The organism is Methanoregula sp., from assembly GCF_041645475.1.
In the GTDB taxonomy this organism is placed as follows: domain Archaea; phylum Halobacteriota; class Methanomicrobia; order Methanomicrobiales; family Methanospirillaceae; genus Methanoregula.
Map to the genome: position 1 here is coordinate 104,842 of NZ_JBAZQA010000001.1, position 15,112 is coordinate 119,953.

The window sequence follows — 15,112 nt, forward strand, 5'->3', positions numbered from 1 at the left end:
CGTGAAACAACCCTCATTCCGGAAACTGCACAATGGCCCGGTCCGTCCGTCCCGCTGGACCGGCCCTCTTCCCGGCCCTGATGTCCGGACCGCAGAAGATCTTAAGGATGTGCTCGCCTATCCGGGTTGCGGGGTTGCCGGGCCGGTCTATTCTATGTACCGCAACGTGGCCCGGACTCCTGAAGACCTCCTTTGGATGCAGAGCCGGGAGCTCCGCTTCGATATCACGGTTATCCCCCCGTGCGATCTCTGCGGGGAGTATATCAAGACCAAGGGACATTACCACCCAAAAGACCCGTCGGGCACCGGGTACCCGGAGATCTATGAGGTTCTTGCCGGAGAGGCGCATTACCTTATCCAGACCGATACTTGTTCCGATGTTGTCCTGATATCCGCACGGGCCGGGGATGTTGTCGTCGTACCCTCCGGGTATGGGCATGTGACGATCAATCCCTCCAGAAGATCGGTGCTTGAGATGGCAAACATCGTATCTTCCCGGTTCTCCAGCAGGTACCGTGAGTACGAAGAACAGCACGGCGCTGCCTACTATGAGATGGTAAACGGAGAATTCGTAAAAAATCCGGCATATGCGGATGTAATGCCGCTACGGCTTGTCCAGGCAAAACCGCTCGTTGATCTTTCCGATACGATCCCCGATCCATTATACAACCTGATAGAGCAACGGGCATCCATCCTGGACTTCCTCAATTATCCGGAAAAATACGAGTCATTGTTCCGGGATCTTTACCCATAGCCCTGTACCCAGGCGTAGTCTCCGTGCGCCACGTATCAGTCCGTGCGTCACTCGGGTTTACGGGATACAGGTCCTCTCCCGGCAGGACAATAATCCTGATATGTCTCTGCATCCAACGACTACACAGATACTCCGGGCAGTGAACAGGCAGATCCGGTACTGCTGCCCGATAATGAGGCGGAAGGCGAAAAAATAATGCTGCTTAAAGAATTCCTTGTCGACTCAGGAACGGAAAAAAACCTGACTGATCTGATTGTATTTTTCAGCGAACAGGCCCGGAACGTTAAACACGGGTTTTTCTGTACAATCCCGAGAACCCCGTCCGAAGAGATAACGCGCAACCAGTTCGGCGAAGAACAGATGGCTCTCGACAAGTATGCCGATGATGTTTTTATCTCCGGTCTTAAGAAAAGCCGCCTGGTACGATATATCGCAACGGAAGAGCAGGACCAGATTATTGAAGTCGAACATCCGAAGAACGAGTTCGGGGTAGTCATCGATCCCCTGGATGGTTCTTCCCTGATTGACGTGAACCTCTGTGTGGGTTCCATTATCGGCATCTATCCCGGTCATGTCCTGGAAAAGGGACGGACCATGGTCGCGGCCCTTTACATTCTCTACGGCCCGCTCACAACCTTAACCTTCACCACCGGAAAAGGCGTGCACGAGTTCGTTATGAGAGACACCGGTGAATTCGTGCTGAGGCACAAGGACTTACGGATTCCGGACGGGAAGATCTATGCCCCCGGTGCGCTCAGAAAGGATTACCTTCCCGCCCATGCCCAGTGGATTGAGTCCCTTGAGGGTGCCGGGTACAAGCTCCGGTTCAGCGGCTGTTTTGTTGGTGATGTGCACCAGATCCTTCACAAGGGGGGCGTGTTCTCGTACCCGGGTTACAAGGGAAAGATGCAGGGAAAGCTGCGCCTCCTGTACGAAGCAAACCCCATGGGCATGATCATCTACCAGGCCGGCGGGGCAGTCAGCGATGGTAAGACAGATATTCTTACGATCAAGCCGGAATCCATTGGGCAGGTCACCCCGATTTACGTGGGTGGCAGAAAGGAGATCGCGCTCATTGAAACCTTAATGACTATTGAGTGAACAAAGAGGTGTGATTGGTTTATGAAAGAGAACTCGTACGCTCCCATTTCCGGCTCGGCTATCCTCAAGGGCATCTCCGGCCAGAAGACCATTGCCATGGCCGCGAATGTCCGGATTGCCACGGTGGCAGATGGCATTTTCCAGGCTGCAAAGGATACCGACTCCGTAGTGTTTATGGAACTTGCACGGTCGGAATGCGATCTCAAGGGGGGGTATACCGGTATGACTCCCCAAAACTTCTCGGAGAAGATGAGCGCGGCTGCAAAAGCAACAGGGTTTGATATCTGGGCCCTCCATGCGGATCACATCTCGGTCAAGAAAGGGGATGCAAAGGAGATCCAGGATACCAAGGACTTGATCGATGCCCAGGTAAACGCCGGGTATACCTCCTTTGCAATCGACGCGTCCCACCTCTTCAATTTCGAAGGAAAGAACGTCCGGGAAGAACTTGAGGAGAACATCCGGGTAACCACCGAGCTTGCCCGCCACATTAAAAGCCGGATGAACAACCGAGAGTTCGGCCTCGAAGTGGAAGTGGGGGAGATCGGGAGAAAAGACCAGGAAGGCCTTATCCTGACACGCCCCGAGGAGGCGGTCGAGTTCATCCGGGCGCTCAACGGGAACGGTATCTTCCCGGATGTCCTCGCCATTGCAAACGGCAGCTCGCACGGGCATGCGTACGATGCAAACGGGAACGTTGTCGAGCAGCTCTCCATTGATATCCCCCAGACAAAAGCGATTGCACAAGCCCTGCGGGACAACAAGCTGCATGTCGGCATAGCCCAGCACGGTATCACCGGTACTCCCCGCGATCTCATCAACCTGCATTTCCCCAAGGGTGACATCATCAAGGGCAATGTCGGAACGTTCTGGCAGGACGTTGTTTTCGAGATCCTCAAGGTGTACGAGCCTGCGCTTTACAAGGAGATCCAGGAATGGACTCTCGAGAAGTTCCGGCCCCTGAACCCCGGCAAGAAAGACCGGCAGGTCTTTGACGGCAACTGCAAGATGGCGATCAAGGAATTCTATAAACAGATTTACTCGGTTGAGGACGCAACCAGTCAGGCAATCCGGGCAAGAGCCTATGCCGAGAGTCTTGTCTTCTTCCGGGCGTTTGGCGCGTACGGGTCGGCGTCCCGGGTAAGGAAATCTCTTAAAAAATAATTCAGGAATATTTCATTCTTTTTCTGGATTTGCCTTATTGGCGGTATCCGCTTCGGGTTTTTCAGGGTGCATCAATCCGGTTATCAACTTCTGACGTGAGAAGAGGCATAACCCAACGGACCCTCAAAAAGGTCAGTCTTTTAGTATCACAATGCGATCTCATACTGTGATATCTCGTGTCCAAGACAACGATCTCCGTGATTAAGGCGGATGTGGGAAGTTTCCCGGGTCACTCCCGCATCCACCCCAGACTTCTTGAAAAAGCACAGAAGCTCCTCAAAGAGGAGAACGGGAAGCTCCTGATCGACTCCTTTGTCACGCACTGCGGCGATGATCTCGAACTTATCATGACCCATACCCATGGCGTGGACAATGAGAAGGTCCACCGGCTTGCATGGGATGTCTTTTCGGAATGTACAAAGATTGCAAAGAGCCTCAAGCTCTATGGCGCAGGGCAGGACCTGCTTGCCGATGCCTTCTCCGGCAATGTCCGGGGCATGGGTCCTGGCGTTGCCGAGATGGAGTTCGAGGAACGGGGATCGGATCCGGTCCTCATCTTTATGGCGGACAAGACCGAGCCGGGGGCATGGAACTTTTTCCTGTACAAGATCTTTGCCGATCCCTTCAACACGTCCGGGCTTGTCATCGATCCCTCCATGCACAAGGGTTTCATCTTCGAAGTGCACGATCTCATCGGCAAGCGGAAGATCCGCTTATCGTGTCCCGAGGAATTGTACAGCCTGCTCGTCTACATCGGCGCCCCGTCGCGGTATGTTATCAAGCATGTCTTTGGGAGGGATGGGAGTATCGCAGCATCCACAAGTACCCAGCACCTGAACCTTGTGGCAGGCCGGTACGTGGGTAAAGACGATCCGGTCATGATCGTCCGGGCCCAGAGCGGGTTTCCGTCAGTAGGGGAAGTTATCGAACCGTTCTGCACTCCCGTCCTGGTTGCTGGCTGGATGCGGGGTTCGCATCATGGCCCCTTCCTGCCGGTCGGGCTCTGCGAATCGAGCTGCACCCGTTTCGATGGCCCGCCCCGGTGCATCTGCATGGGATTCCAGGTCTCCGATGGCCGGTTGATCGGGCCTGCGGACATGTTCGATGATCCGGCATTCGACCGGGTCCGGAGCCGCTGCAATGAACTGGCCGATATCATCCGGGCACAGGGCCCGTTCGAGCCCCACCGGCGCTCTCTTGGCGAGATGGAATACACAACCCTTCCCGGCGTTGAGACGGAACTCGCAGACCGCTGGGAATCCCTTTCCCTTAAATAATTTTATTCGTTGTTTGAGATTCCGGCATATACCACTGTATAGGGAGCGATGAGCAAACTTTAATTATCTTACATCCCAAATTAGGGCAGATGGTTAACGGAATTGTTTTGCCAATAAAGAAAGTGTTTGCGCTTGTGGATTCTAAAATATCCGTCGAGATCAAAGACGAAGGCCGGAAACTGCAGGGGCGCCTTGTCGCTGTTGATGAATATCTCAATATTCACATGGAAGAGACAACCGAATTTGTCGACAACCAGAGAGGCCGGAGCCTTGGTACTGTCGTAATCCGGGGAAATAACATCCTCACGATTGCCCCGGTCATCTGAGCACAGTTTCGAGGTGGATTTCATGGGAGACCCGGTAGATGAAGGACTGAAGTTGATTCAGTCAAGGCCTGAAGGCGTTCTTCAGAGCGAGCTCTGGAAAGAGCTGGGTGTCGACAGCCGGAAGTGTTCCCGGATCGTCAAGAAACTGGAAGACAGCGGACTTATCGAACGAGTCGAGTTCAAGAAAGACGGGATCAAGACCTATCTCCTGCGGGCAAAGCAGATGCCGGTCAATCCCTGCGATCTCCTGGCCGGCGATGAACTGATACCCTGCATCGGCTGCGAGCTGGAATGTATTGTGGAAGAGTGCCACCCGCTCATGGACTGGATGTACCAGCTGGCAATTGTCCAGCACACAGACGAATAATTTTTTTTTGGGTTTGTTCCGATACGCTCAATACCCCATCAATAAAAAGAGTACCTGTTTGTTATGGTCAGGTACAAAATCCCCCTTCTTCTCCAGTGTCTTACCCTTCTTATACCACTCAACGTCTACATGTGGGGCAACTGGCTCCTGGTCAACCTGCAGTGGGCATTTGTCCGGTACCAGTATACAGGACTGGGATCCGGGTTTATCCCGGTCAATCGGGATATCGACTTTATCCTGCTCGGGCATACAACAGGAATCCACAATATTCTTGCCGTGGTCTTCTGGACAACCGGTGGTATCCTGCTCCTTGTCGCGTTTTTCCTAACGCTAATTGCCTCCCTTGGCGAAAAGGCGGTACCTATCAGGAACGCTTCATTCCTGGTCTTCGGGGCCGGTCTTCTCTTTTGCCTCTCTGCACTGGAACGTTTCACGGCCGGCTTTGCAATTCCCCTGGGTATTCCGCTCATCTTTATCACGGGATGGATCACATACCGGCAGCAGCCGGAGTATGACGATGATGATGACGATGCTGAAGACGATGATGATGGTTCCCACCCGGAATCAACTCCGGATCCTGAATAATCCTATTTTTTCATCGGTCAGAACCGCTCTCAAACGCGGTTCTCAACAACTATTTATCGTCAGGCCATCCACCTGATATAAGTGAGTTCCACGCAATTTTTCCCGGGAGATGCCCGATGATATCAGTTTTGTTTATTGACGACAACACCGATCTCCTCACGCAAATCCGCACCTTCCTTGAAAAAACCGGGGATATGAAGGTAGAATCCGCCCATTCCATAAAGCAGGCGATCGAGAAACTCAAAGGGCGGGCCTTTGACGTGATCCTCTCCTATGAGCAGATTCCGGACGTGAACGGGATCGAGTTCGTCTCGGATATGAACGGGATCGAATTCTTAAAGTACCTGAAGTCTCTTGGGAATACCACTCCCGTGATCCTTCTCTGCCGGAGGGGTGGGAACAAGATCGCCCTCCAGGAAGTGAACAACGGGACCGAGATTGCACTTCCCAAAACCGGCGATATCCGCCCGCAGCTCTTCGAGATGGTCAACCTCATCAAGCAGACATCCCTGCGCCGGAAAGCCGAGCGGGATCTCAAGATCCAGAACGAGCAGCTGGCAACCATCCTGTCGGCAACGCCGCTTGGGATCTTCCAGATGAGAAATGGTATCCTTGGCTGGGTGAACCGGCCGTTTGCCGTCATGCTCGGAACAGAAGAGTCCGGCCTTGTGGGAAAGGATTTCCGCTCCTTTTTTACGACAACCGAAGAGTACGATCAGACCTGCCGGGAGTTTTTGATCCGGCGGGATGCAGCCGGGCTTCTGCACGCCGAGTGCAGGATCCAGAAGGCAGATGGCACACTTCTTCCCTGCCACATCCAGGTGCAGCCCCTGGATCCCCGCGATGTCACGAAAGGCGGGACTTTTGTTATCACGGATAATTCCGAGCGGCAGAAGATGGCCGATGCCGTTAAAGAGAGCGAGGGCAAATACCGCGAGATCCTCCAGAACACCCAGAGTATCGTCATCCGTATGGATACCCAGGGCAATATCACATTCTTCAACCACTATGCCCTGACGTTCTTCGATTATACGAGCGAGGACGTAATCGGGAAAAACGTTGTGGGAACCATTGTCGCACAGAAGACCCGCATCCAGCACGGTCTCTCCATGATGGTAAACGACCTTGGTTTCAATGCCGAGGGCTACGCGGTGAACGTAAACGAGAATGTCCGCAGGAATGGCGACCGGGTCTGGATTGCCTGGATCAACAAGGCGATCCGGGACAGTCACGGGCACATCATCGAGATCCTCTGCATAGGTCACGACATCACCGACCGGAAACAGCGGGGCGGCGAGGTGCGGATCAGCACCGATTCCTGGAAAGATACCGTGATTGTCGACTCCGATGTGAAAGATGCGGTCTTCGATGCAGTCTTCCACATCTGCACGGAGATCTCGATCGAGGGCCGGGAAGGAAAGCCGGTCGGCACCACATTCCTTATTGGCGATACGAAAAATGTACTTGAGAAATCCCGGCAGATCATCCTCAACCCGTTCGAAGGGCACAAACCCGAGCTCCGGGTAGTGACCAATCCCGAACTCAAGGAGAATATCAAAGCCCTCGCGCAGCTGGATGGTGCGTTCGTTATCACCGGCGACGGTTTTGTCGAGGCTGTGGGCCGGTACATCACGGTTGACACGAGCAATGTCTCGCTTGCGCCGGGCATGGGAACCCGGCACAACTCGGTTGCCGCGATCACGCAGGTGACGAATGTCGTTGGTATCGTGGTTTCGCAGAGCGGTGGCGGTATCACGGTCTTCCGGCACGGGCAGATTGTCAAGAAAGTAACCCTGTGAGATCACATTTTTTACCGGTTCTCCGGGAAAAACCGGGCGGGTCATGTCCCGTGAACAGAATCTGACTCTTTGCCGATCCTTCCGGTTTACCTGTTTTCTTGTCCGTGCTCTGCCATTCGCGATATCCAGCCTTTACCGGTTGTTGCAGGACCGGGGCCGGATATTCCCGGTATCAGGCCGCAGGGACAGAGTGCATGAGACAATCCTTTTCCCGGGTTTACTATGGCCCATGATCGGCACGTTTTAAAACGTACACTCATTCCGGCGCGGATTAATACGGAAACTATAAAGACGGGACACCTGAAATAGAGACTTACGGATTGAGGTAAAATGAAACCAACCCTGAACGTGCTCATTGTAGAAGACTCGCCCGATGATGCAACCCTTGTTGTGCTGGAGCTCCAAAAGGGGGGCCTTTCGATCACCCACACCCGGGTGGAGTCCGCGGAAGCAATGAAGGCCGCGCTGGCCCGCGAAGCATGGGATATCATCCTTTGTGATTACAATATCCCCAATTTTGGTGCCATGAAAGCGCTGGCCCTCGTCAAGGAACTCGGCATAACGCTTCCCTTTATTGTTCTCTCCGGGGTAGTGGGGGAGGAAACGGCGGTCAACACGATGCGGGCCGGCGCCCATGACTTTATTGTAAAAGGCCAGTACTCCCGGCTGGTCCCGGCCGTGAAGCGCGAGATTGAGGAGTTCGAGAAGGAAAAAGAGCAGGCCGAAAAGATCAAAAAGCAGACAGAAGAGGCAAAGAAACAGAAACAGCTTGCCTTTACGATGATGATGCAGAATCCCCAGCCTCTCATCCTGGTGGACACAAAGTATCATATAAAAATCGCAAACGAGGCCTTCCTTACCTTAAGCGGGATCACGGAAGAAAAACTCCAGAGCATGAGCATCCGGGATTTCAAGGTGCTGGAGAAGAGCGGCCATAACCTCCGCGAGGCCCTTGAAACAAGGAAAGGAGTAACCGGCGATGTGACGGTCGAGTTCCCGACCGGTATCCATTATCTCGAGCAGCACACCATCCCGCTCCTGGATAAAGACGGGAGCATCGTTGCCCTCATGGCGGTCTATAATGACAATACGGAAAAGCGGAAGATAGATGCTGCAAAAGCGGAGGTCACGCTGTACCAGAGCACGTATTTTAAAACCCTGTCTAATGACCTCACCCGGATGGCCACGGGCGATCTGAATTTCCATCTGGAACTTCCAACGGCAAATGCGAACACCCAGGAAGCGCATGACCAGTTCATCATCATCAATACCGCAATCTCGGAAGTGCGGGATGCGCTCCGGCTCATGATCACTGATACCAACATGCTTGCTGCTGCTGCCGTTGCAGGAAAACTCAATAAACGGGCGGATGTGGCCCCGCACCAGGGAGATTTCCGGAAGATTGTCGAAGGCGTCAACAACACGCTTGATGCATTCACAAAACCGGTCAATGAAGCGCTAAGGATGTCGCAGGAATACGCCCGCCAGAATTTCGCTGCCCGGTTTGATGCAACCATCCCGGTTGCCGGCGATTTTATCGTGTTCAGGGAGGCACTCAACAGTATCGGTGTGTCCGTATCTGCTGCAGTCAAAGGGGTCAGTGTCCAGACCGCCACCCTTGCAGATTCCGCACAGGAAGCCCTCAACAGCCTCAACGAGGTATCGTCTGCCTCTGCCCATATCGCCTCAAATGCCCAGAAAGTCAATGAAAATGCCGATATGAGTGCCATGGGAGTTGAACAGGTGCTCAAGGCAATGGAAGACATGAATGCGGCCGTCGAGCAGGTTACGTCCAGCATGGAAGGTGTCTCCAACCAGGCCAAACAGGCCAGCGATGCCTCAAAAGCCGGTGCAATCATTGCGGAAAATGTCGAGAAGGGAATGGGAGACATTGCCAGATCCGCGGCAACCGTGTACGAGGTTGTCCATGACATCGAGACCCAGATGGCGAGCATCTCCAAGATAGTCACGCTCATCAGCGACCTTGCCAACCAGACCAACCTGCTGGCTCTCAATGCGGCCATTGAAGCAGCACGGGCCGGAGAGGCCGGCCGGGGATTTGCCGTTGTCGCAACTGAAGTCAAATCGCTGGCGCAGGAATCAAGGGGCAGCGCGGAAAAGATTGGCGAGATGATTGCCACTCTCAACAAATCCACCCGGGCAGCAGCGGTTGCCATGAACGACGCGAAAAACCAGGTTACGAAAGGCACCCAGATGTCTGCAGAAGCACTTGAAGCCTTCCGGAAGATCAAGGTTGCCGCTGAGGGTGTGGCAAATGCTGCAGCAGAAGTGGCCGCAGCATCCCAGGAGCAGGCAGCAACCGTCCAGGAGATTACGGCAAGCGTCCACGAAGTCAGCTCCAAGATCGACAGCACGGCAAAGGAAGCAAGCAATGCCGCGGCAGCTGCCGAAGAGGCAACTGCTTCGGTCAGTGAAGTGAACCGTGTTGTGGAAAACGTCAACAAGATCGCGGATAATGTCTCCCGCGAGATGGCGAAATTCACGGTCTGATCAGCAGTATCCCGGCAGCCGGGCAGCCCGCGCCAGTATCACCTCCGCACCAGCAGGTACCGGTCCGGGATAAACAGGAACCACACCTCCCGCCACTCACAGATAATCAGGTAGTGGCGGGAGTGTCCCGCTGTGCGGATTCGCATACAGGTCGGTGAATCAGAGCATGAACTTCCAACCGGGATGCAGAGAACTATTCACGGACGGCATCCCGTAAATCCGGGCCGGAATGATTCCTCATGAAAAACGATATCGGATTATTACTCATTGACGATGATCCCGATTTTCTCAGCCTGAGCCGGGTCTTTCTCGAAGAGAGCGGGTTCCGGGATATCATTACAGCACACTCTTCGCATGAGGCTCTCGCCATTCTTACCACCCGTTCCTTTGATGTAATTGTTGCCGACTATGAACTCCCCCCGGGCACGAACAGCATCATCCTCTTAAAAACCTTGAAATCAATGGGAAACGAGACGCCGTTTATCATCTTTACCGGCAAAGGCCGGGAGGAGGTTGCAATCGAGGCACTCAACAGCGGGGCTGCCTACTACCTCCAGAAAGGTATGGAGATCGAAGCCCAGTTTGCCGAACTCCGGAACATGATCTTCCAGCTGGCGGAGAAGAAGCGGGCAAAGGAACGGGTTGAACGCCAGGAAGTTGAACTCCGTCTGAAAAATGAGGAACTGGAAGCGTTCTGTTATTCCATCTCCCATGACCTGCGGGCCCCGCTGCGGGTGATTGACGGCTATTGCGGCGTTATCCAGAATATCGCGGAAAAGGATCTGGACCCAAATGTCAGGAACTACTTACATGGCATCCGGGCGTCAAGCGTGAAGATGAACGTTATGATCGAGAGCCTGCTCAAATTTTCCCGGGCCGGAAGGCTCGCGCTCGAATGCCAGGAAGTGGATCTCTCGAAGATTGTCTGGGATATCACCACCACTCTCAAGGAGCAGCAGCCGGGCCGGGATGTGACGGTAGAGATTGATGACAGGATGGTGGTATACGGCGACCGGACCCTTCTCATGATGGCAATGCAGAACCTGGTGGATAATGCCTGGAAGTTTACCGGAAAAACGAGTGGGGCAGAGATTGCCATCCGGAAAAAAACTGATGCCGGGCAAACGGTCATTTCCATCAGCGACAACGGTGCCGGGTTCGATGCAGCTTCAGCAGAAAACCTCTTCCGGCCCTTCACCCGCTTCCACACCGAGTCTGAGTTTCCGGGAACCGGAATCGGTGTTGCTACGGTATACCGGATTATCGATCGCCATGGCGGACGGATCTGGGCGGAGAGCAAGGTCGGGGCCGGTGCAATGTTCTCATTTTCCCTGCCCGACTGCAGGAGCCGCGCTGGCGGGGACAATGCCGGCCACGGTGATCCGGTATCCTGATGAAAAATGAACCGGCACGCCCTTAGGCATATTTTGCCCTGCCGTAATAATTTTCAAGGTTTTCATCCGTGTTCTGTTCACGATAGGGGAAACTCCCCCTTCCTTTCGGATGGGAGGTAATTTGGGAGGCAAATACCAAAAACCCAGATTATCCCGTCAGGGTTTCATTCTGGTTTCTCGGAATGCCCGTCATCTCCGGAGATGCTACTGCCGCAGCAGCAGAGACGTTTTACCGAGGGTCCACGGGATCGCTGCAGTTGAAAAAAAATGCGGGAGGAGGCAAAAAGAGGGCCGGGAAATACCCGTATTCCGGTTATCCGCAGCAGGGAGTACAATGGCGGGCCGGGAGATCAGCCGGTCCAGCTCCGGTTCTCTTTGAGGCAGGCAGAAAGTTCAGCCAGGACCGGCTGTATCGCTGAATCGCGGGAGAATCTCCTGCTCATGAGCTCCGCAAGGCTCCCCCTCTCGATCCGGTCTTCAATAACCGGCAGGTACCGGCGTTCGTCCGCAGTTGCTTTCTGCCATGCAGCGGTGTACAGGTTCCTGAGTTCCGGTTTCAGTCCTGCGGTCCCGCTCTTTATCGCAAGTTCCATGCAGTCCAGAAGCGCCCCTTCGTCCGTATCGATGGGGAGGGTGCTGCACCGGAGGAGGGACCTGACAAAAGCACAGACCGCCATGTCCGAGTGCACGGATTCCTGCTCGTCCAGGGCTTTTATCTCAAGGCACCTGCGGGAGAAGCGGATGATGAGCCCGGAGGAGTTGACCCACTCTTCGCAGAGAATATCTGCCCCGTGTTCCCGCAGGGAAGCAAACACGTTCTCCTGTGCCGTATGGTAATCAGCAACGGTACGTATCTTCAGCGGGAGGATATTGTTGCAAATCTCCGGTATCTCCTTCTGGTTCTCCCGGTAATAGACCAGCCGGTTGTCGCATGTTCCGGTGAGCCGGCTTTCCACCAGGGGAGACGCGGCAGTGACCGCGATGAGAAACGGGAGGATGGACCGGATCCGGTTATACGTGCCAACAAGGTCTTTCTCATTTTTATAGGAGAGGTTGACCTGCAGGGCCTGGATGTTCAGCCACCCGTGCTGCCGGATATTGAAGAGCCGGTCATAGACCTCGTAGTACTCCCCCTCGTCGTGATCCCAGACCGAGGTCTCGCTGAGCCGGAGGGTCGGGTGCATCCCGAGACCCAGGAGATGGTAACGATCCTGGAACATATCGTAGAATTTCCGGACACCCCGGTAGACCTGGGTCTCAAGCCCGGAAATCTCGTCCGCAGGGCTGCGGGGAACGATCTCGAGCACGGTCTTCTGGAGTTCCTTTCCCAGCTTCACGTCACCGAAAAGGATCTCGCTCTCGAACCGGCCGCAGATGGACTTGAGGATCTGGTCCGAGACCGGCAGGGGACAAAAGGTGTTATCGCTGATCGAGTATTCGTGCTCGGTTCCGATGGTCATGGGATCAGAGGTACTGCCGTTTGATTTCTGCAACCTTCTCGGTCTCCGGCTCTTCGATCCGGCAGATCACGTCAAGCTCCTCTTGCGGGAGGCGGGAGATAAGGTGCGGGATGTGCCGGAGCGCATGGTTGTACTGCTGTTCATAGGCTTCGGGCACCTCCTTGAGGAGCCGGACCATCGGGCAGATGCTCTCGTACTTCAGGAAGATCTCAATGATGTCCCCTTTCACATCGAACGTGAACGGACCTGCACGGCAGGTCTCGGGCTTCACGGCATGGATGGCGCACCTGCCGTCCTGGATCATCGAACATTCGCCGTTCTCTTTTGTCCGGATAAAATGGTAGCCATCCTTTTTGATCCGGTCTGCATAATTGCCCTGATCAAGGATAATTACGATACGCTCGGGGCTCAGCGGCGGGCATGCGCCCGTACAGCAGTGTCCCCCGCAGGTCTCGCAGATATCCTCTGCTTTTTTCAGCCAGTCTTCCGTCATGGCACTCACGCCGGCAGCAGGTGATGTACGATCTGCTCGAAAACCCTGGGATAGCAGTCATCTTCCCCGCTCTCGATGGACGGGTTGTCGTTCACTTCGATGACGCACGCATCGCCGTTGTTGTTCTTAATGTCCACGCCATAGAGGCCGTGACCGATAGCATTGGCAGCATCGATCCCGAGCTGGATCACGTGAGGGGGAACCGCTTCGGGAGGAACGCTCTCGACCCCGCAGTACACGATATGCCCGTTAACCGAAGCCTGGATCTTGAACGTGACCGAGGGGATGGTGTACTTGCAGATGTAGAGGAGCTTCCCGTCAAGCACGCCAACTCTCCAGTCGTACTTGCTCTCGATGTACTGCTGGACAACAATCCAGTCCGAGAGCCGGTTGAACCGCCGGGCAACACGGATAAAGCTCTCAACATCGTTCACTTTCTCGACCCGGAGCGAGAACGAGGTGGACGGCTCCTTGACAATGAGCGGTGTCCCGAGTTCTGCAAAGAGGTTTGTTACGCACTCTGCGTTGAGGTCGTGCCGGGACAAGAAGACAGTCTTTGGGAGCGCAACGTGATTTTTGATCAGGTGCGAGTACATGTTGATCTTGTCCCCGCAGATCTGGATGGACTGCGGGTCATCGATGACCGGGATGTTGTGGGAACTTGCCATCCGTGCAGCAACGTACGTGACGTTCATCGGGTCGGTCCGGGCCCGGATGAAGAGGGCATCCATCTTTTTGATCTTGTTGATGTCAACGGGAAAGAGGAAGTCCACGTTGTGGCCCAGGTTCTCGGCCACGTCCCGGCACCGGATGAGTGCGCCCAGCTGCTCGGCGTTCGAGAGCGTCTTGCGGTCAACGAAAATGCCCAGCCTGCTCATAGGAACTCCTGGTGGGTGATGTACGCCGAAAGGAGCGATCGCTCCTCGTGCGAGAGCTGCGAATATTTTGTCGGGGTGAGGGACGAGAGCTTAAGTAAATCCCCCTCCTGCACCATCACGATGGTCACGAGCGGGATGCCAAAGACCTCGTACACCTTTTCAGCGATGGCATTGATGGGGCCGGATTGTGCCATGGTCCTGCCAAAGATGGCAACGCTGCGCCGGATCGCGGCATGATCCGGGAGTTTCTGGTAACAGAACGGGTATTTGCCCTTGTTCGTTATGTGTTTTACCACCTCTTTTGCCCGTTCATTGTCGTCGACTACGAAGAAGTCCGACGCGGTGGCAAAGTAGTTGAGGCCGTACAGGATGGACGGGATGGGGAAGTAGCCCTGCGAGATCTCCCACTCGCAGACCGGGATTTTTGCCTGGCTTGCACGCTCAAGGCAGACGGGTACAACATAGGCATCGATGACTGCACTGCTTGCGGGACGGACCGCTCTTCCCTCAAGTTCATGCTGGAGGAGGGCATAATAGGATTCGGTCTTGTACACGTAACTCTCGCTGATAACGTGGATCGTACCATCCCGCAGGACCGTGTACTGTCCGTCTTTTACCAGAGCCTGCTCCTTTTTTTGCTGCGGCTTTGTGCCGTGCTTCTTTGGCAGGAGACATGCGTGATCGGTCATCACCGGCCCGCACGCCATGTGGGGGACAAGCGGGACACAGGAGGGGGCGCATTCACCATGTGTCAGGCTGCCGGCCAGGGGGACCTGGGGATATGCCCCCGGTCTATTGTTCATGGTGCGATCATCCCGCAGTGGCCGCGTACGGGGATCGTGCCGTACCGGTACAATACCGTGAGATGGTCAGGAATCTGTTCTCCGGTTGGAGAGATCCCGCGGGCCTCTTTTCGGGGCCGCAGGATAAAAAGGGAAGAGAACCACCGTTGGTTCCCATCGTCATCATCATCGCTGTCGGGACATTCGTTCATGCTGAACAC

15 protein-coding genes are annotated in these 15,112 nt (G+C 54.7%); 10 read left to right on the forward strand and 5 right to left on the reverse strand.

The features are described 5' to 3' along the window. The first annotated feature begins 1 nt into the window (after position 1). From WC598_RS00510 to WC598_RS00555, 10 genes are all read left to right on the forward strand, one after another. Positions 2-754 carry a glucose-6-phosphate isomerase family protein gene (locus WC598_RS00510; protein WP_372959504.1) on the forward strand — a complete coding sequence of 251 codons (753 nt, stop codon included), beginning with the start codon at positions 2-4 and terminating at the stop codon, positions 752-754. Between the two features lie 195 nt (positions 755-949). Continuing rightward, on the forward strand, positions 950-1,855 hold the full coding sequence (locus WC598_RS00515; protein ID WP_372959505.1) for a class 1 fructose-bisphosphatase: 906 nt from the start codon (positions 950-952) through the stop codon (positions 1,853-1,855). Positions 1,856-1,876: 21 nt separating this feature from the next. Then, on the forward strand, positions 1,877-3,019 hold the full coding sequence (locus tag WC598_RS00520; RefSeq protein WP_372959506.1) for a class II fructose-bisphosphate aldolase: 1,143 nt from the start codon (positions 1,877-1,879) through the stop codon (positions 3,017-3,019). Positions 3,020-3,195: 176 nt separating this feature from the next. Then, complete coding sequence (gene fbp, locus WC598_RS00525; protein WP_372959507.1) at positions 3,196-4,296, forward strand: fructose-1,6-bisphosphate aldolase/phosphatase; 1,101 nt, start codon at positions 3,196-3,198, stop codon at positions 4,294-4,296. An 89-nt stretch (positions 4,297-4,385) separates the two neighbouring features. Then, a complete protein-coding gene (locus WC598_RS00530; RefSeq protein ID WP_319375493.1) occupies positions 4,386-4,622 on the forward strand; it encodes an LSM domain-containing protein in 237 nt (78 codons plus the stop codon). 22 nt (positions 4,623-4,644) lie between these two features. After that, positions 4,645-4,989, forward strand: a complete 345-nt coding sequence (locus WC598_RS00535; RefSeq protein ID WP_372959508.1) for a helix-turn-helix transcriptional regulator — start codon at positions 4,645-4,647, stop codon at positions 4,987-4,989. 63 nt (positions 4,990-5,052) lie between these two features. Further along, positions 5,053-5,574 carry a hypothetical protein gene (locus tag WC598_RS00540; protein WP_372959509.1) on the forward strand — a complete coding sequence of 174 codons (522 nt, stop codon included), beginning with the start codon at positions 5,053-5,055 and terminating at the stop codon, positions 5,572-5,574. 116 nt (positions 5,575-5,690) lie between these two features. Next, on the forward strand, positions 5,691-7,373 hold the full coding sequence (locus WC598_RS00545) for a PAS domain S-box protein (RefSeq protein ID WP_372959510.1): 1,683 nt from the start codon (positions 5,691-5,693) through the stop codon (positions 7,371-7,373). Positions 7,374-7,703: 330 nt separating this feature from the next. Then, on the forward strand, positions 7,704-9,884 hold the full coding sequence (locus WC598_RS00550) for a methyl-accepting chemotaxis protein (protein WP_372959511.1): 2,181 nt from the start codon (positions 7,704-7,706) through the stop codon (positions 9,882-9,884). A 239-nt stretch (positions 9,885-10,123) separates the two neighbouring features. Beyond that, the gene (locus tag WC598_RS00555) at positions 10,124-11,278 is read left to right on the forward strand and encodes an ATP-binding protein (protein ID WP_372959512.1); all 1,155 of its coding nucleotides are present in this window, start codon (positions 10,124-10,126) and stop codon (positions 11,276-11,278) included. A 350-nt stretch (positions 11,279-11,628) separates the two neighbouring features. Here WC598_RS00555 and WC598_RS00560 read toward each other — a convergent pair whose 3' ends face one another. Genes WC598_RS00560 through WC598_RS00580 form a run of 5 tightly spaced genes read right to left on the reverse strand, consistent with a single transcriptional unit; the run spans position 11,629 to position 15,103 of the window. Continuing rightward, positions 11,629-12,738, reverse strand: a complete 1,110-nt coding sequence (locus WC598_RS00560; RefSeq protein ID WP_372959513.1) for a glutamate-cysteine ligase family protein — start codon at positions 12,736-12,738, stop codon at positions 11,629-11,631. Between the two features lie 4 nt (positions 12,739-12,742). Beyond that, the gene (locus WC598_RS00565) at positions 12,743-13,231 is read right to left on the reverse strand and encodes a YkgJ family cysteine cluster protein (RefSeq protein WP_372959514.1); all 489 of its coding nucleotides are present in this window, start codon (positions 13,229-13,231) and stop codon (positions 12,743-12,745) included. Between the two features lie 5 nt (positions 13,232-13,236). Beyond that, positions 13,237-14,109, reverse strand: a complete 873-nt coding sequence (locus WC598_RS00570) for a RimK family alpha-L-glutamate ligase (protein WP_372959515.1) — start codon at positions 14,107-14,109, stop codon at positions 13,237-13,239. Next, positions 14,106-14,912, reverse strand: coding sequence for a hypothetical protein (locus tag WC598_RS00575; protein ID WP_372959516.1), 807 nt, complete (start codon positions 14,910-14,912; stop codon positions 14,106-14,108). The genes WC598_RS00570 and WC598_RS00575 overlap by 4 nt, the downstream gene beginning before the upstream one ends. Further along, positions 14,909-15,103, reverse strand: a complete 195-nt coding sequence (locus WC598_RS00580) for a hypothetical protein (protein ID WP_372959517.1) — start codon at positions 15,101-15,103, stop codon at positions 14,909-14,911. The genes WC598_RS00575 and WC598_RS00580 overlap by 4 nt, the downstream gene beginning before the upstream one ends. Positions 15,104-15,112: the final 9 nt, after the last annotated feature.

Bases quoted from the DNA above. Each gene is read 5' to 3' on its own strand.
- WC598_RS00515 (WP_372959505.1), top strand. From the start codon at position 950: ATGCTGCTTAAAGAATTCCTTGTCGACTCAGGAACGGAAAAAAACCTG.
- WC598_RS00520 (WP_372959506.1), top strand. From the start codon at position 1,877: ATGAAAGAGAACTCGTACGCTCCCATTTCCGGCTCGGCTATCCTCAAG.
- WC598_RS00530 (WP_319375493.1), top strand. From the start codon at position 4,386: ATGGTTAACGGAATTGTTTTGCCAATAAAGAAAGTGTTTGCGCTTGTG.
- WC598_RS00535 (WP_372959508.1), top strand. From the start codon at position 4,645: ATGGGAGACCCGGTAGATGAAGGACTGAAGTTGATTCAGTCAAGGCCT.
- WC598_RS00540 (WP_372959509.1), top strand. From the start codon at position 5,053: ATGGTCAGGTACAAAATCCCCCTTCTTCTCCAGTGTCTTACCCTTCTT.
- WC598_RS00545 (WP_372959510.1), top strand. From the start codon at position 5,691: ATGATATCAGTTTTGTTTATTGACGACAACACCGATCTCCTCACGCAA.
- WC598_RS00550 (WP_372959511.1), top strand. From the start codon at position 7,704: ATGAAACCAACCCTGAACGTGCTCATTGTAGAAGACTCGCCCGATGAT.
- WC598_RS00555 (WP_372959512.1), top strand. From the start codon at position 10,124: ATGAAAAACGATATCGGATTATTACTCATTGACGATGATCCCGATTTT.
- WC598_RS00560 (WP_372959513.1), bottom strand. From the start codon at position 12,738: ATGACCATCGGAACCGAGCACGAATACTCGATCAGCGATAACACCTTT.
- WC598_RS00565 (WP_372959514.1), bottom strand. From the start codon at position 13,231: ATGACGGAAGACTGGCTGAAAAAAGCAGAGGATATCTGCGAGACCTGC.
- WC598_RS00570 (WP_372959515.1), bottom strand. From the start codon at position 14,109: ATGAGCAGGCTGGGCATTTTCGTTGACCGCAAGACGCTCTCGAACGCC.
- WC598_RS00575 (WP_372959516.1), bottom strand. From the start codon at position 14,912: ATGAACAATAGACCGGGGGCATATCCCCAGGTCCCCCTGGCCGGCAGC.
- WC598_RS00580 (WP_372959517.1), bottom strand. From the start codon at position 15,103: ATGAACGAATGTCCCGACAGCGATGATGATGACGATGGGAACCAACGG.